Raw genomic sequence first — 24,194 nt, 5'->3', positions numbered from 1 at the left:
ATACATGAAAGGACTACAGGGAAAATTTAAGGCTTATCTGTCTTAAATTATTTACCCTTCAGGAGACTCACTAGATTCATCGGCGAGCTTATCCTTATCTTTTTTGAAAATAGGCTTGGTATCATCTGCATCGCTATAATCTGCAATCGCTAGTACATAAATAGCCTGCAGAACAATCACTCCTAACCACCCCAGCGTTAAATTCTTGAGCCAAGGCCAATCTTGATACATGAGTAGCTTAAAGAACCACAGAGATGAAGCAGCAGTGGCATAAATAGCAATATTGAACGCTAAATTGACGCGATCGCCAAAGCGACGAAAAGCGGTATCGTTTTTGCGATCGGGTTCTCGGGGCCAAAATGGCGGCATAGGTGTGCTCTACTCTAGTTGCATCAATCCTGGGGTTGTCTTCAGATTCTATTACAGGGGCATCCACTGTCAACATCGATCTTCACTGTTGGCGCTGCCACCAGGCTCTGACTAACCGAATTTCCTCATAGGAATAGTTGTTTCCCAGCTGCTCTCGAATTTTTGTAAGGGAAATGGGGCCAATACGATCAATGATTTCGACGATGGTCTGTTTGCGATCGCACTCTACTAACGCCTCAATCTCCTCAATATGGCCTGCCTCAATCAGATCTTCCAAATGGATGGAGATTGTGCTGGCCTTCAACTCTCGCTCATCTGTAATTTCAGTCAGAGATTTCCCTTGTTTATAAAGTTGAAAGGTTGCCAAAACCGTATTAGATAACTTTAGAGTTGACGGTTGCACCTCCAACTCAGCCGCATCTGCCTCACTCACCACAGGCAAGCCCTGCTCCTGTCGATGGGTGCGAATCGCTGCCGTGAATTGCTGACCATATTGTTCTAGCTTGCGCTTACCTACTCCCGAAATCTTGGCAAACTCCACCATGGTTTGGGGTTGTTGCTGGGCCATCAGCTTCAAACTGGAATCCGCAAAAATCACGTAAGGGGGAACGGATTGCTGATCAGCCAACTCCTTGCGCAGCTCTCGTAACTGTTGAAATAGAGCTTCAGCCTCTTCCCGACGGGCGTTGGGCCTATCTTGAGTTGGAGCGACAGGCACAGGAACGAATACGGACCGCTGATGCCGCAACACTTCCCAGCTCAGTTCATTCAACTTAAGCACCGGATAACCATCAGTGGTTTCGGTCACCAAACCTTGATGTAGCAAAGTCCGCCCTAACAACCGCCATTGATCCACCGTTTTATCTTTACCAATTCCGTAGGTAGAAAGCTGGTCATGGCGGCGCTGTAAGACCTTTTTATTTTTGGATCCCCGTAAAACATCAATGACATAGCTCATCCCATACCGTTCCTGGCAGCGGGCTACACAAGACAACAGTTTTTGAGCCGGAATCGTCCAGTCTTCCACCGGCTTGGGATGGCAACAGTTATCACAGCCCCCACAGTCTCCTGCAAAGGTTTCGCCAAAATAGCCCAGCTGCACCGTTCGCCGACAGACGGTACTTTCTGCATAATCGATCACTTGCCGGAGCTGTTGGCGGGCAATGCGCTGTTCATTTTCTAAGGGGTTACCCGTCTCTGGATCGGCCTTACGCTCAATCAGCCATTCAATGGTGTGAATATCCTTCGTACTAAAAAACAGCAGACATTTAGACGGTTCACCATCTCGACCTGCTCGTCCTGACTCCTGGTAATACCCCTCGATATTGCGGGGCAAGTTGTAGTGAATCACAAACCGCACATCCGGCTTATCAATGCCCATGCCAAAGGCAACCGTCGCCACCATCACCTGAACATCATCTCGAATAAACCGTTCCTGGTTGAGGGTACGGGCACTATCACTCATGCCCGCATGGTAAGGCAAGGCACTAATTCCATCAGCCTGGAGGCGAGCAGAAATTTCATTCACTTCTCGTCGACTCAAACAATAGACAATCCCTGAATCTTGGCCGTGCTGACGAATCTCGCGATAGAGATCGGCGTAGACCTGCCGGGACTTGGGACGAACCTCGTAATAGAGATTAGGACGATTAAAGCTGGCAACATGAACGAAGGGCTGTCGCAACTGCAGTTGCTGAATAATATCTTGGCGCACCCGCTCCGTCGCCGTTGCCGTTAAGGCATACACGGGGACTTGAGTATATCGTTGCCGTACCTCGGCCAAACGACGATACTCAGGCCGAAAATCATGTCCCCACTCAGAAACACAATGGGCCTCATCCACCGCAAACGCCGCCAATCCCACCTGGGCCTGCACCTGATCCAATAAATTAAGGAAGGACTCATTCAGCAACCGTTCCGGCGCAACATACAGCAGCTTGATTTTCCCAGAATAAATCTCCGAAATCCGTTGCCGAGCTGTGGCAGCATCAATACTGCTATTTAAAAAAGTGGCTGGAATATCATTGACCTGCAAAGTTGTGACCTGATCCTGCATCAGGGCAATTAAAGGGGATATCACCACCGTCAACCCAGGCAAGAGTAACCCTGGGAGCTGAAAGCAGAGGGATTTGCCACCCCCGGTCGGCATCACCACCATCAGATCCTGCCGCTGAAGTGCCGCTTCAATGACGGGTCGCTGCCCAACCCGGAACTGGTCATACCCAAAATAGTGTTTGAGGGCTTCTTCTAGGGACTTAAAGTCGGAACCAGGTGCAATAGAACTCAAGGTCATGGGCAGTATAGGGATGAAATATGATTGAAAGGTTCCTCTTCACCCCAGCCATGGGTGACAATGGGGTGGGGTCCATGATCATCATCCTTAAGTGGGGGATATGGTTAATGCTAAGCCAAGACACCCTAATTTGAGTTAGCTTTAATCTTCACCTAAGTTGTCTTCTCTATTTCTTCCTGGATTAAACGATTCTCCATGCCCAAACGATTCTCCTGGATCATACCGAACCAACTCGCTGTGGGTTCCTTCCCCCACCAAACAACCTCTGCATCTCAACTTCGACGTGAAGGGATTACGGCGATTCTCTGCCTCAATGAAGAGGGTGAACAACCGGTCCCAGATGATATTCAGCATGGATTTTTATGGCAGCGAGTTCCCATTCCTGACGGGTTTACGGGCGGCGTTCCCTCGGAAGAACAATTTGACCAAGCCCTTAAAATCCTTAATCGTTGGCAACGCAAAGGCCATGTGGTGTATGTGCATTGTCTAGCGGGTGTGGGGCGGTCTGCTTCTGTCTGTTGCCTCTACGTGGCCCAAAAACAGGGGTTGGGATTGGAAGATGCGATCGCATTTGTCAAAGAACAGCATCACTATGCGTCCCCCGATAAGAATCAAGTTCAGGTCATGCGGTCCTATCTCGCTTCCACAGACGAGTAAGGGCCTCTCTTGCATCCAGCATTAACCTAGATCGCCAGACTAGCCTGAAGTAAAGGGCACCTCCATGTCTATCCCCAAAGCTGATCCCCATCGGCAACGCCTGTTAGCAGAAGCTTTGCAGCTCGCTCGCCAAGAGGACACAAATAATGTTTCCCAACGATTGGCTGCCATTCAGACAGACTTACAACGCTTTACCCATAAAGTTCATCGACAACCCATCCCCGCCCATGAAATCCCAGTGGCTGTCCGAGAAGCATTTGTAGAAGCCACCGTTAGGCTCGTTCCCTACCAGGACATTGGCGGCAGCAATTGGCAAGGAACGCTCAGCTCCCCCACTTTGGAGCATTATCGCCCTGATCCACTGCCAACAATCTTGCAAGAACCCACCATGGGTTCTCAGCTATGCGAACTCTTCCAACTCTCTGATGACTTTGCGTCCCAGCTACAAGCCAGTCAGCAGCAAGTCACTGAGCGTCTAGCTCAGCAGAAACGGATCATGGCAGCAGCCATGACCTTTTTTCAGGATTCGAGCCAAGGAAGACTCAAGCTATTCCAGGCCCTTTTTGGCCCCCTGGCAATCCCTGCAGAAATCATCGACTATATCCACACTCCCCTCCAGCTCTACTTCTGTCTTCCCTATAAGGACGGCAAATTCTATCGCTCGACTCCAGATATTTCCCTTCCAGATCAACTTTCTGAGTCATTACAATCTTTCCTTCACCAACTGGATGAATTCCACTACCAGAAGTTTGATCGATTCCCCACCTTTGGCCCTTGTCATCCTGCCCATATCAATCCGGATTGGTGCCAAGCTCTCGCTCAAGCAACCGGCGATTCCCCAACGGATATTGCCCGTGTCCTCAGTCGAGCCATTGGCATCATCCCCACCCATAAAATGGAGGCCTTCTTAATCCATGATGTTTGGGGCCATCACTGGCAATATCTCTGCACCCAATTTGCCAGTGACTACGCCATTCTCAAGGACTGTGGTCAGCCCCTCCATGCTGGAGAAACTGCCTATACCCCTGATGGCCCTATCAATTGCCGCATGCTTTTTCAGGTCCAAGGGGATCAAGTTGAACTCGATCCCCCCAAAGCCCATCTATTTTTCCATGGAGAAGTCCAGCAACGATTAGGGCTTCTCTTTACCCATCTGATCGCAGAAATGATTGCAGATGCCGCTGAGTTTAAGTTCGTTTGGGATAATCCTCACCAGGCCGACCAACTTCTCAGTAGCTCCGTTTTTAAGGACCTCCCAACCAAGTTAGATCTTACCCTAGCGGATATTGATTTCCTATTCCTACAGGTACTGCGTCCTCTTGTAGAGATCCATCTATCTGCCCTTGAAGAAACCCCTCTGGAAATCGATCTCCTCCGCGAATGGGGTCAGGTAGGCGTTGATGTAAGTTCCTTAGGACTAAAAACGAGCTTGAAAGCTGAGATCGCAGCCCTCTACCAAATCTTCTTCCAGGAATACAACACCACTTACCTCCCCACATTGACGGGGGAAGCCAGTCTGTTTACCGATATCGTCAGCAATCTGCTCTATTTGCAGAACGTCCTCAACGAGCTCTATGCCGAGCCCATCAATAAAAACGCCGTTCCGTTTCAAGACTTGTTATTACTATTTGTCGGCTGCTATTGCTCCAGCGACAGCTATGCTGATTTCTGGAGCTTAGACGATGCCCTCGCTGCCTACTACTGGCCCTGCTGGCACCTTCTCAACACCCTCCTGAATATCCAGTACTAACTTCAGCCTGAATTTTTAGGTATGAAGTGAATTTTTAGGTATGAAATAAGGCATGAACTTCACCACTATTTGGCTGAGCATCAGTTTGCTCTCAGCTCTAATTTGGGTTGGCCTCCTCCTATTCCGAGGCCAGTTCTGGCGGGCCAATCAAGTGCTAGACCCCACACCGCCGACCTTAGACCTACAAGAATGGCCGAGCGTTTGTGCCATCGTCCCCGCCCGGAACGAAGCCGAAGTGCTGCCCGTGAGTTTGCGATCTCTTCTCCAACAGACCTATCCTGGCCCCTTCAAAATTCTGCTTATAGACGATCAAAGCACCGATCAAACTAGAGAAATCGCCCAGCAAATCGCCACTGACCTAGATAGAAACCACCAGCTACAGGTCATCCAAACCGCCCCACTCCCCCCAGGATGGTCCGGTAAATTGTGGGCCATGCACCAAGGAATAGAAATGGTTCTAGCCGAGTCAACTCAACCCACCTACTTCTTATTGACAGATGCTGATATCCAGCATGAGGCCAATTCCCTCCTCAGCTTAGTCACCAAAGCTGAACAAGAAGACCAAGACATGGTCTCCTTAATGGTTCGACTCCGGTGCCAAAGTATTTGGGAACAGCTACTAATTCCCGCCTTCGTCTTTTTCTTTCAAAAACTATATCCCTTCCTTTGGGTCAATCAGCCCCAGAAACAGATGGCAGCAGCAGCAGGAGGTTGTATTTTAGTTCGTCGTCAAACCCTCAGTACCATAGGGGGAATCCAAGTCATTCGAGACGCTTTGATCGATGATTGTGCCCTTGCCGCTGCCATCAAACAAACGCCCAACGCTCAACCCAACCGCAACATCTGGCTCGGATTAACTTCCGCAACCCAGAGCTTGCGGTCTTACGACACCCTCGATAGCATCTGGTCAATGGTCGCCCGCACAGCCTTCACGCAGCTTAATTACTCTACATTGCTGCTTATAGGAACTGTAGTAGGGATGTTCCTAATTTATATGGTCCCCCCCATCAGTATTATGCTGGGTCTCTATCTTGAAAGTATCAGCATTACCGTTACAGGATTAATCACTTGGGTCTTAATGACCCTAGCCTATCTACCCACTATTCGGCTTTATCAACTCTCCCCAATCTGGGCCGTTTCACTCCCTTTAATTGCACTACTCTACAACCTAATGACCCTTGATTCTGCCCGTCAGCATTGGCAAGGCAAAGGGGGAGCTTGGAAAGGTCGTGTTTATCCCGCACGTTAACCTTATTTGGCTAAATAACCGTTTTAAAAACTAGTAGTCAGCTTAAAAATCTATCAGTAATTGTTCTTGTCCCTATCACCCACCATCATCTTTAACTCAATTCCAAATTCACCATAGCCAGGTATTCATAAAGACCAAACCCTCCAAGGTTAAATGCAAGGGTTCAATAATCGCTATCCGCAACACATATTCCCTTGCATTTAATTCCATTCGTTGCCGTACGTCGACAATGGGGACAGAGGATTTTTTCTATTTCTGGTGGGTGTCTATTCTTTAGGCTATCTTCCTGCTTACTGACATCAGGATTGGAATTTAGGGACATCAGAATGCAAACTTTTGAAAACAGATTACCTCTCACATTGTACAAACTTTAAGAGAATAACGAATGCTAGTCAGCCTGAAAGGTTTTATAGGAGTAAATTCAAGGTTCTTAGCAGCCTGCCATCATCCTTCTTGAGAAATACCCATGCAAAGAGTCATGTAATGAAACGCATATATTTAATTCATCACAAACGTGCATAAACACATTCTTTATAAGAAAGTAGGAATATAACTTGAATACTAGAAATAGCTTATGTCAGCTTTTCAGCCTACAAATCCAAGTTCCCCTATCTCCCAAGATTCTTTATTTATTGAATGTGTTGAAAAACTAATCCCTCTCGCAGGGCAGAGGATGCAGGCTGTTGACCTAAATTGGTGGGATGTTGATCGATTTCTAGGCTTAGCCTTTCATATCCTTCTCACAGAAGAGGATCTAACCGCCCGCCATCAAGTTGCCCAACTACTACCCAAATTTGGTGCAAAAGCGGTACCCACTTTATTCGTCATCTTCCAGCATCAGAATAGTGATTCGACCTTGCGACACCTATCAGGTCAAGCACTCGCCTCACTCGATCGATCTATTCTAGTAACTGGCCTAATTGATACCCTAAAAGCCTCAGAAGACGATCGGTTTGATCATCAAATCAGCCAAATGTTAACTACCGTTGCCCCTGAAGCCATTGCAGTCCTTACAGACCTTATTGAGACACAGGAATGGCGTAACCTTGCTCTGCGAACCCTCCACCTAATGCAGTTACCTCAAACCTACCTCTTATTAGATCAACTCATCTGCCATCCCAATCCAGATATCCGCCATGCAACCATCGACGTCCTTAGTGGATTAAAAGACTACCAACTCTTATGCCGCCTCGAAAATGCATATAGAGCAGGCTCTGCCCATCACGTTCACCACCTCTCCCAGCAAAAACCATTCTTTCCCGCCTCTCAACACTCAAAGCAGCAGGATGATAAAGATTTTAAACTATTGATGAAGCAAGCTGCAGCTCAAACCGAAAAACAGGACTATTGGGGCGCTATTCATTCCTATTCCCAAGTTATTTCCCTCAACCCCGAGAATGCCAATGCTTATGGTAATCGCGGTCTACTCAAACTTAACTTGGGAGATCAAGAAGGTGCTATTACTGACTTCCAGTATGCCGCTCAGCTTTTCTGGCATACCGGTAAAACTGCTAATTTTGAGATGACACTCAACTATCTTCGTAAACTAACTCCGACTTAGAGTGTATTTTTCCTTCCAAATAACCCATTAGTGAACATCTGCCTTGCTCCCTCCCGAACAGAGTTCTTCTTTCGAATTTAGGAAAATTTCATTCATTTTAATCGTCTAAGTTGTTTTATTCTGCTTGTTTCGCTTATTAAGCCAAGAAGCAAAAACAAAAAGAACTGCCAACATTAGGTAACTAATCGCCCAATCCCTTCCAGTTCCCCACCCCAAATCCACCACTGTATCCGTCGGGGTCCATGCAAAACTATGAATTAACCCAAACCAAGCTAGAATGGCAGCTGCAATGGCCCAAAGAGCCGCTAGTCCAAATTTTTGTTCAATGATATAGACCGTAATGGCAGCTAAAATCATTGCCAATAATATGACCCCTTGTTCCAGAGCAAACGCACCCTCAATGAAGGTATCACTCATCTTAAAATTTGCCACCAAGACTTCTGGTTGAAAGGGGGTTTCAGGTGTGCCGACTCCTGCAACACGCATACTATTTTTAGCAATCAATGCACCCCACGCAGCAATTCCCGGCATCAATCCAACTACCACAGCTGGTGCATGAGCTTTTGGCGTTGCGGTAAAGCCTTGAGCCACAATCACAATGCCAATCCAAAGCACAATAGCCATACCCGCATCAATGGGCACCAAATAAGTGATCACCCCCAAAGTGCCACTCAAACACAAAATCCCCATGACCAAACCATTCAACCATGAATACCCAACTCGGGCTCCCATATCTTTCCAGCCCGGATGACCAATATAAATCGTTGTGGGAAAACAAGAACCACATACTGCTGCCACTAACGTTCCAATACCATTAGCAGCCAAGCAAGGAGCCGTTGGATATCGATCTCCCGCAGCCTCAGCACTCTCCAGATTTTGTAAGCTTCCCACCAAATTAAATAATCCCATTGGCAAAATGATACTGAAATATTTACTCAGCACCCCACTTTGCTCCCAAATTGCACCTATCCAAAACTTTGGAAGATAAAAACCTAGAGGTTGCAATGCCTGTTCAAATACAGCTGGATCCCATTGAACTAACCCAGTGGCCCAAGCAAGCAACATCCCCACTAAAACTGACAACAACCCGCCTGGAAGACCAAAATCAACCTGACCAAAGTACGTCAGTAAGATCACCCCCAACGGCAACAAACCAACAATAGGATTTGCAAATGTGCGCAGCAAAAACCCAATCGCAATAAACGTTAACGCAATCCCTCCCAAGGTTGAAAGCATTGCAGCTCGAGGCGCTATTCGTCTTAACCGATTACCGATCCATGCACCTGCTAATTCAATCAATCCAGACCCTAAACAAGCTACTAATCCCGCTCGCCAAGCAATTTCAGCCGCTTGCGGAGGTGCTATCCCCGAGGCCATAGCATCTAACTTAACGGGCAACATGACCAAAAATATATAGGCAAACAGACTGACTGTATTGATGCCATAGGGGAGTGCGGTTAAGTCATTTCGTCCCTCTCTGAGTCCTTGCCGATAGGCCAGCCAGCTGTAGTAGACATTTCCTAAAATCAAACTCAAGGCAACGCCTGGTAGGATTCGGCCATAGACTAAATCCGAATTGAACCCCAGCACGCCTTGGCATAAACCCACAATCAACAGGATTTGAACAATATTATCAATCGCTAAACCAAAAAAGCCATCAATATCTTTACGGACAAACCAACTCGGCCTTGCATTGGCTGGCTCCGCCATTTACCCACTCTCCCGACTCAACATTGCCTTCATCATGGCACTCTGACTGACTCTTTGATAAATCGTTCGCAAACAATCACTAACCAGAGGATCGCTTCCAACCTTACCTTCTGTTGACAATGGTAAGGGACCTAACACATCCAAAACTGTTTCACTTGTAGGAGGTGGTGTAATTACAACCAAAGATGGATCCAGCTGCTGGTCATATCGCCAAAAATCGGCCTTAACCTTAATGGCTGAGGATTGGGGAGCATCTGAGCTTTTTAATTCACCTTCTTCAAGGTCTGATCCTGCACTCCGCATTTGTCTTAAGTCTTCTACGATGCTCTGCTTAGTCCGTCCTCGAAGCTGTAATAGAATAAAGGGATCTTGACTGAAATAATCTCCCAGTAAGTAGTACACAGCACCAATATGCTTGCAAGGGTTAACGGGATCAGGACAGGAACAACGGCTGTGGATATCAAACTTACTAAATGGGAATAAACTAAGACCACTCGCAGTAAAGGCTTCTTCAATATTTTGAGGCATCTCACCAGCCAAAAGTTTCGCCGCAAAGATAGCCCGCTGAGACATCTCCTCAATCACAAAGCCCCACTGTTCATCTGTAAATGAGTCAAGAGCCAAAGAGACTTTATAAGGATCTTCCGCAGTTCCTTGAACCCTTGCAACTACCTTAGGGCCATTGAACTCTAACTTTAGTACCCGTCCTTCACGAACATAGTTACGAGCTCGTTCTAGTCTGCGACGCCAACCAAAAGATTCCAACACATCAACCCAACGTTGTGCCCACCATTCTCTTTTTCCAGGAGCATCACCCGACTGACTATCAGTAGATTTTGCCTTTAAAGAAACCAACTGAGATTTGGCAGAAGACTCTCTTTTAGTTCCACCAGAATTATTTTGAGAGAACTGTTCAGGCATAGAGTATATCTCCTTTAAAGTCATGCATCCTCAGGGTTCCGTTTAATATCGATAAAAACTAGGTGAAATGAATATCAGATAATATCAAACAAAAGAAGCAGACCTTCTCATCAGAGAAGGTCTGCTTGAAATATTAACCTGGCACCGAGCTATTTTTCCAGGGGGCTACCCCCCAAGTATCTTCGCCGCTACAGCGTTTCACAACCGAGTTCGGGATGGGTCGGAGTGGGTCCACCGTGCAATAAGCACCAGGAAGACTGTTAGGGTTAAAACCCTCAAGACTGCATAGCTAAATTCTGTCATCAACACCAATTAAATGAGGTCAAGCCCTCGGTCTATTAGTACGGCTCGACTGCACATGTTACCACGCTTCCATCTACCGCCTATTAACGGGTCGTCTTCCCGTGACCTTACTGGCTTATGCCATGAGAGCACTCATCTTGAGGTGGGCTTCCCACTTAGATGCTTTCAGCGGTTATCCACTCCGCACTTGGCTACCCTGCGTTTACCGTTGGCACGATAACAGGTACACCAGCGGTGCGTTCCTCCCGGTCCTCTCGTACTAAGGAGGAATCCTCTCAATGCTCTTGCGCCTACACCGGATATGGACCGAACTGTCTCACGACGTTCTGAACCCAGCTCACGTACCGCTTTAATGGGCGAACAGCCCAACCCTTGGGACGTACTACCGCCCCAGGTTGCGATGAGCCGACATCGAGGTGCCAAACCTCCCCGTCGATGTGAACTCTTGGGGGAGATCAGCCTGTTATCCCTAGAGTAACTTTTATCCGTTGAGCGACGGCCATTCCACGCTGAGCCGTCGGATCACTAAGGCCGACTTTCGTCCCTGCTCGACTTGTAGGTCTCGCAGTCAAGCTCCCTTATACCTTTACACTCTGCGGCTGATTTCCGACCAGCCTGAGGGAACCTTTGCGCGCCTCCGTTACCATTTAGGAGGCGACCGCCCCAGTCAAACTACCCACCTGAAACTGTTCCTCTCCCGGATAACGGGTAAAGGTTAGAATTCTAGCCTTGATAGAGTGGTATCTCACCAGTGACTCCACAATGCCCACAAGCACTGTCTCAACATCTCCCACCTATCCTGCGCAATCAAAGCCCGAACCCAATTCCAAGCTATAGTAAAGCTTCATAGGGTCTTTCTGTCCGGGTGCAGGTAGTCCGTATCTTCACAGACAATCCTATTTCGCCGAGCCTCTCTCCGAGACAGTATCCAGATCGTTACGCCTTTCGTGCGGGTCGGAACTTACCCGACAAGGAATTTCGCTACCTTAGGACCGTTATAGTTACGGCCGCCGTTCACCGGGGCTTCGGTCGCTAGCTTCGCCGAAGCTAACCAACTTCCTTAACCTTCCGGCACTGGGCAGGCGTCAGCCCCCATACATCGTCTTGCGACTTAGCGGAGACCTGTGTTTTTGGTAAACAGTCGCCTGGATCTATTCACTGCGACCACCTCGCGGTGGCACCCCTTCTCCCGAAGTTACGGGGCAATTTTGCCGAGTTCCTTAGAGAGAGTTACCTCGCGCCCCTCGGTATTCTCTACCTCCCTACCTGTGTCGGTTTCGGGTACAGGTAATCTTGGATTAACGTGTTTAGAGCTTTTCTTGGAAGCTTGACATCAGCCACTTCGGAGACGTATCTCCTCGTACTCGCGCCTCAGCTCAGGACGTTTTCGCCGTCCCTCAACACCTTGAACGCTTCAACCGGTAACCAACATCCGGCTGGCTTAGCCTACTCCGTCCCTCTGCACAATCCAAAATCAGTACGGGAATATTAACCCGTTGTCCATCGACTACGCTTTTCAGCCTCGCCTTAGGTCCTGACTAACCCTCCGCGGACGAGCCTTCCGGAGGAACCCTTAGGGTTTCGGGGCATTGGATTCTCACCAATGTTTTCGCTACTCAAGCCGACATTCTCACTTCTACTTCGTCCACACCTGCTCACGCTAATGCTTCAACCTAATGTAGAACGCTCCCCTACCACTTGTACAAGTACAAGTTCACAGCTTCGGCATGTTACTTAGTCCCGTTCATTTTCGGCGCAGGAGCGCTTGACCAGTGAGCTATTACGCACTCTTTCAAGGGTGGCTGCTTCTAGGCAAACCTCCTGGTTGTCTCTGCACTCCCACCTCCTTTGCCACTTAGTAACAATTTAGGGGCCTTAGCTGGTGATCTGGGCTGTTTCCCTTTCGACGATGAAGCTTATCCCCCACCGTCTTACTAGTTGAGTGTACACGGGGTATTCGGAGTTTGATTCGATTTGGTACCGCTCTCGCAGCCCGCACCGATTCAGTGCTCTACCCCCCCGCTATAATCTCAACCGCTGCGCCTAAACACATTTCGGGGAGAACCAGCTAGCTCTGGGTTCGATTGGCATTTCACCCCTAACCACAGCTCATCCGCTCCTTTTTCAACAGAAGTCGGTTCGGACCTCCACTTGGTGTTACCCAAGCTTCATCCTGGCCATGGTTAGATCACCCAGGTTCGGGTCTATAAATACTGACTAACGCCCTTATCAGACTCGGTTTCCCTTTGGCTTCGGCATTTCCGCCTTAACCTGCCAGTACTTATAAGTCGCCGGCTCATTCTTCAACAGGCACACGGTCAGCCGTTAAATCGGCCTCCCATTGCTTGTAAGCTAACGGTTTCATATTCTATTTCACTCCCCTCCCGGGGTTCTTTTCACCTTTCCCTCGCGGTACTGGTTCACTATCGGTCACACAGGAGTATTTAGCCTTACGAAGTGGTCTTCGCAGATTCACACGGGATTTCACGTGCCCCATGCTACTCGGGATACAGCTAGTATCTTTAAGTTTTTGACTACAGGACTTTCACCTTCTCTGGTGCAGTATTCAGCTGCTTCGTCTAACCGCTAGAGTCCATGTCGCTGTCCCACAACCCCAAGAGTAAAAACCCTTGGTTTAGGCTGTTCCCGCTTCGCTCGCCGCTACTAAGGGAATCGCTTTTGCTTTCTCTTCCTCCAGTTACTAAGATGTTTCAGTTCACTGGGTTCGCTCGTGCTGACCTATGGATTCAGTCAGCCGTTTTAAGGGTTGCCCCATTCGGAAACCTCCGGATCAATGCTTGTTTCCAGCTCCCCGAAGCGTATCGTCGGTAACCACGTCCTTCATCGCCTCTGTGTGCCTAGGTATCCACCGTTAGCCCTTTGTAGCTTGACCACAAAAAGTTTTCATTGGTGTCTGTAAATGTCAGTCCATTGCACTAGGCAATCAACTGACCTACCTGACAGAATTTATAATGCTATGCAGTTTTCAAGGTTCTAGCTGGACTCGCATCCAGCAGGTTGTTATGTCAACATAAAATCAGACAAAACAGCTTGCAAGAGGCAGTTATCCGTATCGAGTTGAAAATCTTTTGGTGGAGGTAAGCGGACTCGAACCGCTGACATCCTGCTTGCAAAGCAGGCGCTCTACCAACTGAGCTATACCCCCAAATAAATAATGAGTGGGCCATCCTGGACTCGAACCAGGGACCTCACCCTTATCAGGGGTGCGCTCTAACCACCTGAGCTAATAGCCCGTGGTGTTTAACTCAAAAACAGATCCAAAAGTACAAGACCTCTGAATCCGAATCTAGAGTTTTCACCAAACCTAGAATAGTTTGAAAGTTAAGACTCCTCGACCGACCTTGGGATGACTTGTCTAACGCCTATATACGTGAGTTCGGCTGTTAGCAAGTAGGTCTCCCTAAAAGGAGGTGATCCAGCCACACCTTCCGGTACGGCTACCTTGTTACGACTTCACCCCAGTCACCAGCCCTACCTTCGGCGTCCCCCTCCACAAGGGTTGGGGTAACGACTTCGGGCGTGGCCAGCTTCCATGGTGTGACGGGCGGTGTGTACAAGGCCCGGGAACGTATTCACCGCAGTATGCTGACCTGCGATTACTAGCGATTCCTCCTTCATGCAGGCGAGTTGCAGCCTGCAATCTGAACTGAGGCTAGGTTTATGAGATTAGCGCACTCTCGCGAGTTGGCAGCTCTTTGTCCTAACCATTGTAGTACGTGTGTAGCCCAGAGCGTAAGGGGCATGCTGACTTGACGTCATCCACACCTTCCTCCGGTTTGTCACCGGCAGTCTTTCTAGAGTGCCCAACTGAATGATGGCAACTAAAAACGTGGGTTGCGCTCGTTGCGGGACTTAACCCAACATCTCACGACACGAGCTGACGACAGCCATGCACCACCTGTGTTCGCGTTCCCGAAGGCACTCCAAGCTTTCACTCGGATTCGCGACATGTCAAGCCCTGGTAAGGTTCTTCGCGTTGCATCGAATTAAACCACATACTCCACCGCTTGTGCGGGCCCCCGTCAATTCCTTTGAGTTTCACACTTGCGTGCGTACTCCCCAGGCGGAACACTTAACGCGTTGGCTACGGCACTGACCGGGTCGATACGGCCAACACCTAGTGTTCATCGTTTACAGCTAGGACTACAGGGGTATCTAATCCCTTTCGCTCCCCTAGCTTTCGTCCATGAGTGTCAGTTACGGCCCAGCAGAGCGCCTTCGCCACTGGTGTTCTTCCCAATATCTACGCATTTCACCGCTACACTGGGAATTCCCTCTACCCCTACCGTACTCTAGCCTTTCAGTTTCCATTGCTGATCCAGAGTTGAGCCCTGGGCTTTAACAACAGACTTGATAGGCCACCTGCGGACGCTTTACGCCCAATAATTCCGGATAACGCTTGCCTCCTCCGTCTTACCGCGGCTGCTGGCACGGAGTTAGCCGAGGCTTATTCAACAGGTACCGTCAGATCTTCTTCCCTGTTAAAAGCGGTTTACGACCCAAAGGCCTTCCTCCCGCACGCGGTATTGCTCCGTCAGGCTTTCGCCCATTGCGGAAAATTCCCCACTGCTGCCTCCCGTAGGAGTCTGGGCCGTGTCTCAGTCCCAGTGTGGCTGATCGTCCTCTCAGACCAGCTACTGATCGATGTCTTGGTAAGCCTTTACCCCACCAACTAACTAATCAGACGCGAGCTCATCTTCAGGCGAAAAAACTTTCACCCTAAGGCACATCCGGTATTAGCAGTCGTTTCCAACTGTTGTCCCAGACCTGAAGGTAGATTCTCACGCGTTACTCACCCGTCCGCCACTCGCCACCAAGGAGCAAGCTCCTCGTGCTGCCGTTCGACTTGCATGTGTTAAGCATACCGCCAGCGTTCATCCTGAGCCAGGATCAAACTCTCCATGTGAGAATTTGTTCTGTAATTATCTTAAAGTTGAAGTTCCTAAACTACGAGAAGCAAGCTTCACTTCGTCTAAAAACCCCGACGAGGATGATTGTCTTAAATCTTTCAAACTATTGATTTGTCTAGGTTCGGGGCGCTTTCTGGAGGCGAACCTCGTTTCGAGCGCTTGACCAATATAACAACCCTGTTATGGTCTGTCAAGCTTTTCCAAAAAAAGTTTTTGGGTACATCCATATCCAGTTGGACAGTACTCTCTCTTACTTAGCAAACCAACTATTCGGCTTACAAAACTTCCACCCCATTTCCTACTCCTCGTCTGTAGACTTACCCACTAAACCATTAGCTGGCAAATTTGACTGTAAAATCTTCAGACGACAGCTCTATTTATTAAGTAGATGATCGAAAGTGGACCTTAACCTATGGGAGAACCGTCATCTACCAGTAAGATTTTCTTGTTCGTGATACCTCTATTCGGTTCTTGCCTATGTTGTCCCTGATCTCTGCTCTACTTGTTGCTCAATCTTCTGCACCTGCCAAACCTGAGATTGTTGTCCAGCCACAGGAAGTTAGAGCGCTACCAGGTCAACTTGATTCAGTCATGGTATTTAACAGCAATAGTCCTGAAGTCGTCCAAACGGAAGGAATCTTGTTATCTACCTTCCCAGGGACAGATAAAGCAGTTCCAACCGCACATCTTAACCAGCACTTACAAGGCCGGTTCGATGTATTCACCCACCATATTGCAAAAGCCACGGCCCCCGATGACTTAAAGACTTTATATATGGGGGTGCTCTTACACAATCCAGGCCAAACTCCTGTCACAGTGAATATACTTCAAGCAGCGAGTTACTTAAGTCAGCCCGATGCTCCATTTATCCCTTTAGATAACTATTTGCCTAATCCCAACGGAGCCGTTTATGCGGGCCCGGGGGGGCGGGCCACTGATGATGTCTTGAGGGGCAAGAGACAAGATAGTTGGCCCGCTCAAATCATCATTCCAGCAGGCGAAAGTCGAATGCTATTGAACGTCCCTATCCCAGTGAAGAAATTAGACCCACCCATCAATGGTCGATCTACGCTAGCGAGGTTACGCAGTACGGGGAAAGTCTATGCAGCCAGTCTAGCGATGTTTGCCCCAACCAATACAGAAGGAGAGGAGCGTGAACCCACTCTGTCCGAATGGGAACAACTGCTTCAAGAGGGAAAGTTGTCTGGTCCTAGAGACAAAACCCCTACCCCACCTGGACAACCAGGGCAATTAATTTACGGTCGAGTTGCAGGAGTCGCAAAAGGCTCTATCTGGAGGGTTCAAATCACCGATCCCGATTCTAAAGGCTATACCCTTAAGATTCCAGAGATAGGCAAAGCTTTCTCTTATGTCTTGAGTAGTGTTGATCGAGGAACCTTTGGAACTCAACAGATCCAGAGTGCACCGATGATCGTTCGCTATCCAGATACAGCCTATGCTGCCCATGGCAACTATGGGATTCAATATAGCCTGAATCTACCGCTCCACAATTCCAGTGACCAAGCTAAGAAGGTTGCCATTACATTTCAAACCCCAATCAAAAATGATCAAAGTGAGGGAAATCTCCAATTTTTTGAGCCTCCTGCCAAACAGGTGTTCTTTCGGGGAACCGTTAGAGCCCGTTATCAGGATGACCAGGGACGTCCCCAGACTCGCTATGTGCATTTTGTTCAACATCGAGGGGAGCCTGCCCAAGCCTTGGTGAATTTGGAAATCGCGCCCCAGGATATTCGCCTGGTTCAAGTTGATTTCCTCTATCCACCGGATTCCACGCCACCGCAGGTATTAACGGTACAGACCCAAGAATAGTTAGGCATGGCGCTTTTGATGCCATTGCCACGCATGGCTGATGATTTTTTCTAAATCGGCATATTGGGGTTGCCAGTTCAAAATTTTGCGAGCCTTGGCGGCACTACCTATGAGTAGGGCAGGGTCGCCTGCTCGTCGATAGCCTTCAACAACAGGGATGGGCAACCCGGTAACCTTTTTGGCCATATCGATGACTTCTCGCACGGAGAAACCATCGCCATTGCCTAGGTTAAAGACGCTGGTTTCGCCACCGGATAAGAGATATTCCAATCCCAAAACATGGGCCTGGGCTAGATCGGTGACATGGATATAGTCACGGACACAGGTGCCATCTGAAGTTTTGTAGTCGGTGCCAAAGATGGTGATGCTTTCCCGTTTTCCCAGAGCTGTCATTAGCACCAGAGGAATTAAATGGGTCTCTGGGTTGTGATCTTCTCCAAGGCGACCTTCTGGATCGGCCCCTGCGGCGTTAAAATAGCGGAACCGCACTGATCTCAGGCTGTAGGCTTGATCAAAGTCCGTGAGAATCTTCTCCACCATAAACTTAGTCATGCCATAGGGGTTAATGGGATCCTGGGGATGCTCTTCGGGGATGGGAATTTGATTAGGGTGGCCGTAGGATGCACAGGTAGAAGAAAAGACAACGTTTGATACTTTGGCTGCTAGCATCGCTTCTAGCAATGTCAAGGTGCCCAAGACATTATTTCGGTAATACTTCGCTGGATCTTCAACGGATTCACCAACGTAGGCATAGGCGGCAAAATGAATGACTGCAGCAATGTCATGTTGGGAAAAGATCTGGTCTAGGAGAGTGCGATCGCAAATATCGCCACAAATAAACTCAACTTGCAAGACGGACTCAACAATATCGCGATGACCATAGACTAAATTATCTAACACGACCACAGAGTAGCCTGCTTGTTGCAGTGCCAGAACAGTGTGAGAACCGATGTAACCGGCACCACCAGTTACCAATACAGTGGGTTTGTTCATTTATTGCAGACTAATGTAAGAGACCTTGTTTAGCAGTAACCAACCAATGCATCACCTTTTCGCCTAGAGACGTATTATCTAAGCGATCAATTTCCCGAATCCCCGTCGGACTCGTTACATTCACTTCTGTTAAGTAACCACCAATAATATCAATCCCAACAAACATCAAACCATCCCGTTTTAGAACCGGGCCGAGCTGGCTGCAAATCGATTTTTCCTGATCGGTGATTTGAGCTTGAACTACTCGTCCTCCGGTTGCCATATTGCCCCTAAACTCTTGTCCCCTAGGAACACGGTTAACTGCACCAATGGGTTCGCCATCCAGCAGAATAATCCGCTTATCTCCCTGTTGAGCCTCGGGCAAATAGACTTGAACCATCACTGGCTCCTGTCCACGGCGCGTACTGATCTCAATCAGAGAATTGAGATTGCGATCTTCCGCTTGCAGCAGTAGGATCCCTTCTCCAGCCTTACCTCCCAGCGGCTTCAGAACAGCCATGCCCTTATCCTGCACAAACTGCAGGATCACGCTCTTATCTTGACTCACGATTGTTTCAGGAATCGCCCCCTGAAACTGTAGAGCATACATCTTTTCATTAGCAGCCCTTAGACCCCGAGGATGGTTAATTAAGAGGGTTTGTTGAGGATTAACGTAGTCTAAAAGATAGGTAGTGTACAAATACGAAACGGTCACTGGGGGATCTTTTCGCATCCATACAGCATCCATATTGGCCAAAGGTTGAAATTGAGCATCGCCCAATACAAACCAGTCTTTAGTCGCTACCCACAACCCATCGATCAGCTCCACAGGCTTTAGAGACACAGGCGTTAGGGTTGCCCATGCCTGTCCATCTAAAACGCTGAGCTGATCAAATTGGGTAATCCACACTTCATAGCCAGCGGCTTGTGCAGATTCCATCAAGGCAACACTGGTATCGTGTCCTGGATCTAAGGCAGAAATGGGATCAATGATAAATGCTAGCTTCACGCTGCACCCTAAGTTTGCAACAGCGGATCCAGTTTACCTTGTCCCTCCAAGTCATAAAGGTCATCACACCCCCCAATATGTTCATCATTGATGAAGATTTGCGGTAATGATCGTCGTCCAAAAGCCCGCTCAGCCATTTCAGAACGAGCCATCTCGTCCCCATCAATCCCATATTCAGTAAAGTTGATGTTTTTACTATCTAGTAGCTGCTTGGCTTGAATACAAAATGGGCAAGCGGCCCAAGTATAAATTTCTACTTTTGCAGTCATAGTTTCAGTTATTTATCCAAACAAACCCGCAACCGCTCGCCCCATATTATTGGGTTGAAGCGCATCTACAGCAGCAGTGGGCTCAAACCCACAATGCACCATACAGTCTTGACACTTGGGATTACCACTGGCTCGGCCATATTTCTCCCAGTTGGTATTGTCTAATAATTCTTGGAAGGTCTTGTAATGTCCTTCATTTAGAAGGTAGCAAGGTTTTTGCCAACCGAGAACACTATAACTGGGACTACCCCAAGGCGTACATTCATAATCCTTTTCTCCCGTCAGAAAGTCTAGGAACAAGGGGTTGTGATTAAAGTTCCACTTTTTCTGGCCAGAGCGGAATGGAGCCAGAACTTGGCGGAACAAAGCTTTGGTTTGTTCACGTTTCAAGAAGCTATCTTGATCTGGGGCCCACTCATAACTGTAGCCTGGCGAAATCATCATCCCATCTACTCCCAGGGAACTGACAAAATCAAAGAACTCATGCATTTCATTGGGATCTACACCATCAAAAACGGTCGTATTAGTAGTGACCCGAAATCCTTTAGCTTTAGCCGCTTTGATTGCAGCGACCGCCACATCAAAGACTCCATCTCGATCAACACAGTGGTCATGCTGTTCTTTCAATCCATCGAGATGAATGCTGAATGTCAAGTAGGGAGAGGGCTTGAACTTATGAAGATTTTTCTCTAGCAATATCGCGTTGCTGCAAAGATATACAAATTTACGGCGTGCGACTAATCCCGCCACAATTTCTTCGATCTGGGGATGGAGTAAGGGTTCACCTCCAGGGATAGAAACGATAGGGACCCCGCATTCTTCCACTGCATCAAAGCATTCTTGCGGGGAAAGGTGTTGGCGCAGAATCTCGGGTGGATGTTGAATTTTGCCACAGCCAGAGCAGGCTAAATTACAGCGAAATAAAGGCTCCAACATTAGAACCAATGGGAATCGTTTCCGGCCTTTCATACGTTGGGTAACGAGATAGGTTCCAACCTCAACGGCCTCTTTCAGACTAATCGACATAGATTCACTTCCTCAAAACCACATTCCTGCAAGAGATCCTTGGCAGAAACTATAACATTTCGTAAAGTCAAGGGTATGACATTGTTCTAGCAGATTTGACGCAAGAGGATCAGCGAAGTTGCCTTGATCCCAGAGCAACTTTTTGATCCCACGGTCATCCATTGTTACGTGCAAAGCCGCAAAAGTAGGAGCTTAAGCTTGTTGATCAATCCAGAACAAGTCGAACTTCTAATCTCCATATATCCTCCAAATACAAGGCTTTAGAGGCTTATGGCGATCTGGGTCTCGTCGCATTTTGCTCAGAATACCTTGAATTAGCTCTTAGCCGAGACAGCAGAGTCTTATTTAAATCTTCAGATTGAAAGTCGAAGTCAGATTGGATAAATTAAAACTTTATCAATGGAATGTTTATTTCTATCAATCCCTAGGGCAAGATAGAGAGCGATATGAGTTCTCTCTGGTTAAAGTAGGCTTTTTATAAAACTAGCCTGTTGATTGGGAAAATTTCGTGCACGATTCCCCTCGGCGAGCATTCTCACATCGACCGTTATATAAGTTGAACGTATTTTCAGCCGGTTCGCCCATCTGTAAACCTCACATAGTTTGTCTATGATGAGCTATAAAACTGAGACTAATCCTGATATGTCAAACGAAGTCGAAACCTTAAACTATACGGATATTATCGAAACCGTTATTTCTAGCCTGGACCAGCATAATAACGTTTTGGTGAATTCTTCCGAAGACGGACACATTTGGAAGTTCAAGTACGGTTCAGTGGATGTATTCATTCAATTGACAGGCAGCTCAGAAGATGACTCGTTTACAGTTTGGTCTCCGGTATTGCAACTCCCAGTACAAAATGAGACTCACCTCATGCGGAAGTTGCTGGAACTGAACTGGTTGAGCACGTTTGAGGCTCACTTTAGTATGTTTAATCAGCAGGTTGTTGCCGTGACCAGCCGATCAGTCGCTGATTTGTCCCCTGGGGAAATTTCTCATCTCATTACTCTAGTGGCCACCATTGCCGATGATCATGATGACGAATTGCAGGCCGAATTTCCCGCTGCTGCTGTCTAATTTTGGATTGGCGATTAATCCCTTACCTCCAGACCGATGGCATAACCCAGATGGCCATTGATCAATGGTTATTTAACCAATGCCATCAAGGCAACCATCCACCCACATTGCGGTTTTATACCTGGACACCCGCAGCAATCTCTCTGGGGCGCAACCAGCTGACTTGGCCTCAACATTGGCAAGACCTAGCTTGGCAGGGTCGCCCAGTTGATTTGGTGCGCCGCCCAACAGGTGGTCGGGCGGTTTTGCATGAAGGGGATTTGACCTATGGGATCATACTTTCGCATCCCCACCGCAATCGCCGTCAAGCGTATAAGGATCTCTGTCAATTTTTAATTCAAGGTTGGCGAGAACTAGGGTACAACCTGCGCTTTGGCGAACCACGCCGAAACTATACTCACCAAGCCAATTGCTTTGCGACTGCCACGAATGCCGATCTAGTTCTAGAGAATGGATACAAACTCATTGGTAGTGCCCAGGCTTGGCAAGACCAAACGGTCTTGCAACATGGTTCAATGCGAATCAATCCCAGTCAAGAACTGACTGAACAGGTATTCAGACAAGCTTTTGCTGAACATGACCCAACTCTCCACCCGATCCCAGAAAAAGCCATTATCTCTGCATTAATTGCAGCTGCAAAAACTTGCTTTGAAGCCACATTTACTTATGAACCGCTTTCTCCAAAAGAGCTGGAAGCTATCGAACAAGTAAAGTCGATGCAAGCTGATACTAAAGTTGGCAACAATCTGGCTAGAAATTAGTGTGAACTGGTTTCTGGTGTGGGTTCGGGAACCATCATATCTGCCATAACGGATCGGGCAATAGCTGGAAGCTGGAGGGTGGAAGGATAACTGCCTTCGTCTTTAATCCGTCGAATATCTTCATCGGAGATAGGCAAGTTAAGCTTTTTCGCCAACGCTTTAACGGTATCTCCTCGATCGATAACACCCGCAACCGCATCTGCCGGGGATAAGACCGTAATCAAGGGTAGCTGTTCTGATTCTAGGAGTTCAATTACTTCTGTGATTGGCGTATCCTGCCGCACTGTAGGGATTTGCTGTAAGGAACGGACCACCGATTGAATGGGTTGTACCTCCCATTGACTCCGCTCGATGGTATTGAGGCCATCAATATCTACAATGCCGCGATATCGACCTTCCGATGCTGCGAAATATGCAGATCGACGCATTGTGTCGAGAAGATAGCGATCGGCAAACTGACTCAAAGATTTTTCAGCATCTACTACCCGAAAGTCCCGAGTCATTGCATCTTGGGCTTGGAGCTGGATTAATGCTTCTTGGAGTTGCGTGAACTGCTCATAGTTGTAAGCATTACGGAGACCAAACCATCCCAGCATGGTCACCCATATGCCGCTCACCTGTCCCAGTAAGAAGGTAAACGCAAGACCCACAATTACAGCAAACCAGCCTAATGCCTGACCGACACGAGCAGCCCATCGGACGCCCTGCAGTCGATTGCCAGTGATTTTCCATACTAACGCTTTGAGAATTTGGCCGCCATCTAGAGGCAATCCAGGAATCAAGTTAAATAGGGCCAGGACTAGATTAATTTCTCCCAGGCTTTGCAACAAAACTCGAGCAGGACTTTCCGCGGCTGCAAACTCTCCACAGAGACTGAGGAACAGGAAAATACTGATGCTAACGGCAGGACCTGCGATCGCAACTTGAAACGCATGTTCTGGAGTCTTGGCTTCTTCATCAATGGAAGCAATGCCGCCAAACAGGAATAGGGTAATGGAATTCACCTTTATCCCTTGGGATCTTGCCACTAAACTATGGCCAAGCTCATGGAGCAACACTGAGACAAACAACAGTAAAGCCATAACAAAGCCCACAATCCAGGCCGTACCCGTTAACCAATTGGGATAGAGCTGTTGCCAGGACACGCCATTGGCAAACGTGACTAAGGCCAGAATCAAAAACCAGGATGGGTCTACATAGAGGGGAATACCAAAAACCGCCCCCACCTGCCTGTTTGCATTTGAACCTTGCTGCATAACGGTTGTCTCAATGAAACCTTATTTCTATGGTAATGTCCGCATTCCTGTGATGAGTGTAGAACCGATGGTGTAAATTCCCTACACTCTTCAAGATTGTTTAGCAAAGGCAGGCGGGGGAAAGAGCGGGATCTGTCTTCTAGTTGCTCCAATCCAGGTCGGTATGGGAACACTAAGCAGGAAGTGAGACCAATCTTTGAGTCCAGGTAAATCACATTTTTGCGATCCTCCGACTCAACAGAGCATCGAT

16 protein-coding genes, 2 tRNA genes and 3 rRNA genes are annotated in these 24,194 nt (G+C 48.0%); 7 read left to right on the top strand and 14 right to left on the bottom strand.

Annotated elements, in window-relative coordinates; genetic code table 11:
• Positions 1-51: 51 nt before the first annotated feature.
• Both AM1_RS25300 and recQ read right to left on the bottom strand, forming a co-directional pair.
• Complete coding sequence (locus tag AM1_RS25300) at positions 52-369, bottom strand: hypothetical protein (RefSeq protein WP_012165763.1); 318 nt, start codon at positions 367-369, stop codon at positions 52-54.
• An 82-nt stretch (positions 370-451) separates the two neighbouring features.
• Positions 452-2,662 carry a DNA helicase RecQ gene (gene recQ, locus AM1_RS25295; protein WP_012165762.1) on the bottom strand — a complete coding sequence of 737 codons (2,211 nt, stop codon included), beginning with the start codon at positions 2,660-2,662 and terminating at the stop codon, positions 452-454.
• 195 nt (positions 2,663-2,857) lie between these two features.
• On the opposite strand from recQ, the gene AM1_RS25290 reads away from it, so the two are divergent.
• The 4 genes from AM1_RS25290 to AM1_RS25275 all read left to right on the top strand — a co-directional run bounded on the left by AM1_RS25290 (position 2,858) and on the right by AM1_RS25275 (position 7,879).
• Positions 2,858-3,319: a protein-tyrosine phosphatase family protein gene (locus AM1_RS25290; protein ID WP_012165759.1), complete on the top strand. Its 462-nt coding sequence runs from the start codon at positions 2,858-2,860 to the stop codon at positions 3,317-3,319.
• 64 nt (positions 3,320-3,383) lie between these two features.
• Positions 3,384-5,069 carry a hypothetical protein gene (locus AM1_RS25285; protein WP_012165758.1) on the top strand — a complete coding sequence of 562 codons (1,686 nt, stop codon included), beginning with the start codon at positions 3,384-3,386 and terminating at the stop codon, positions 5,067-5,069.
• A gap of 52 nt (positions 5,070-5,121) precedes the next feature.
• Positions 5,122-6,318 (top strand): glycosyltransferase, encoded by a 1,197-nt coding sequence (locus AM1_RS25280; protein ID WP_012165757.1) that lies wholly within the window; start codon positions 5,122-5,124, stop codon positions 6,316-6,318.
• A gap of 673 nt (positions 6,319-6,991) precedes the next feature.
• A complete protein-coding gene (locus tag AM1_RS25275; RefSeq protein ID WP_187152905.1) occupies positions 6,992-7,879 on the top strand; it encodes a tetratricopeptide repeat protein in 888 nt (295 codons plus the stop codon).
• Positions 7,880-7,984: 105 nt separating this feature from the next.
• On the opposite strand, the gene AM1_RS25270 is transcribed toward AM1_RS25275, so the two are convergent.
• The 7 genes from AM1_RS25270 to AM1_RS25240 all read right to left on the bottom strand — a co-directional run bounded on the left by AM1_RS25270 (position 7,985) and on the right by AM1_RS25240 (position 15,740).
• On the bottom strand, positions 7,985-9,589 hold the full coding sequence (locus AM1_RS25270) for a permease (protein WP_012165754.1): 1,605 nt from the start codon (positions 9,587-9,589) through the stop codon (positions 7,985-7,987).
• Positions 9,590-10,510 (bottom strand): SWIM zinc finger family protein, encoded by a 921-nt coding sequence (locus tag AM1_RS25265; protein ID WP_012165753.1) that lies wholly within the window; start codon positions 10,508-10,510, stop codon positions 9,590-9,592.
• Between the two features lie 136 nt (positions 10,511-10,646).
• Positions 10,647-10,763, bottom strand: a 5S ribosomal RNA gene (rrf, locus tag AM1_RS25260).
• Positions 10,764-10,828: 65 nt separating this feature from the next.
• Positions 10,829-13,706, bottom strand: a 23S ribosomal RNA gene (locus AM1_RS25255).
• Positions 13,707-13,903: 197 nt separating this feature from the next.
• Positions 13,904-13,979 (bottom strand) — tRNA-Ala (locus tag AM1_RS25250).
• Positions 13,980-13,993: 14 nt separating this feature from the next.
• A tRNA-Ile gene (locus tag AM1_RS25245) sits at positions 13,994-14,067 on the bottom strand.
• A 170-nt stretch (positions 14,068-14,237) separates the two neighbouring features.
• A 16S ribosomal RNA gene (locus AM1_RS25240) occupies positions 14,238-15,740 on the bottom strand.
• Together the 16S, 23S and 5S rRNA genes with 2 tRNA genes alongside form the textbook arrangement of a ribosomal RNA operon.
• Before the next feature lie 481 nt (positions 15,741-16,221).
• On the opposite strand from AM1_RS25240, the gene AM1_RS25235 reads away from it, so the two are divergent.
• On the top strand, positions 16,222-17,574 hold the full coding sequence (locus tag AM1_RS25235; protein WP_012165752.1) for a DUF3370 domain-containing protein: 1,353 nt from the start codon (positions 16,222-16,224) through the stop codon (positions 17,572-17,574).
• Here the strand turns inward: AM1_RS25235 and galE are convergent, their stop codons facing one another.
• From galE to hpnH, 4 genes are read right to left on the bottom strand one after another with little or no spacing between them, the layout of a single operon-like run.
• Positions 17,575-18,567: a UDP-glucose 4-epimerase GalE gene (gene galE / locus AM1_RS25230; protein WP_012165751.1), complete on the bottom strand. Its 993-nt coding sequence runs from the start codon at positions 18,565-18,567 to the stop codon at positions 17,575-17,577.
• Between the two features lie 10 nt (positions 18,568-18,577).
• Positions 18,578-19,555: a glutathione synthase gene (gene gshB / locus AM1_RS25225; RefSeq protein WP_012165750.1), complete on the bottom strand. Its 978-nt coding sequence runs from the start codon at positions 19,553-19,555 to the stop codon at positions 18,578-18,580.
• A gap of 8 nt (positions 19,556-19,563) precedes the next feature.
• A complete protein-coding gene (gene grxC / locus AM1_RS25220; protein WP_012165749.1) occupies positions 19,564-19,824 on the bottom strand; it encodes a glutaredoxin 3 in 261 nt (86 codons plus the stop codon).
• Between the two features lie 12 nt (positions 19,825-19,836).
• Positions 19,837-20,850: an adenosyl-hopene transferase HpnH gene (gene hpnH, locus AM1_RS25215; protein WP_012165748.1), complete on the bottom strand. Its 1,014-nt coding sequence runs from the start codon at positions 20,848-20,850 to the stop codon at positions 19,837-19,839.
• Positions 20,851-21,459: 609 nt separating this feature from the next.
• On the opposite strand from hpnH, the gene AM1_RS25210 reads away from it, so the two are divergent.
• Both AM1_RS25210 and AM1_RS25205 read left to right on the top strand, forming a co-directional pair.
• On the top strand, positions 21,460-21,927 hold the full coding sequence (locus AM1_RS25210; RefSeq protein ID WP_012165746.1) for a YbjN domain-containing protein: 468 nt from the start codon (positions 21,460-21,462) through the stop codon (positions 21,925-21,927).
• Between the two features lie 2 nt (positions 21,928-21,929).
• Positions 21,930-22,688, top strand: a complete 759-nt coding sequence (locus AM1_RS25205; protein ID WP_012165745.1) for a lipoate--protein ligase family protein — start codon at positions 21,930-21,932, stop codon at positions 22,686-22,688.
• Here the strand turns inward: AM1_RS25205 and AM1_RS25200 are convergent.
• Positions 22,685-23,944, bottom strand: a complete 1,260-nt coding sequence (locus AM1_RS25200) for a site-2 protease family protein (protein ID WP_012165744.1) — start codon at positions 23,942-23,944, stop codon at positions 22,685-22,687. The two genes, AM1_RS25205 and AM1_RS25200, sit on opposite strands and share 4 nt — an antisense overlap.
• Between the last annotated feature and the right edge of the window lie 250 nt (positions 23,945-24,194).

This window comes from Acaryochloris marina MBIC11017, assembly GCF_000018105.1.
In the GTDB taxonomy this organism is placed as follows: domain Bacteria; phylum Cyanobacteriota; class Cyanobacteriia; order Thermosynechococcales; family Thermosynechococcaceae; genus Acaryochloris; species Acaryochloris marina.
This window is presented reverse-complemented; position numbering and strand designations above follow the sequence as displayed.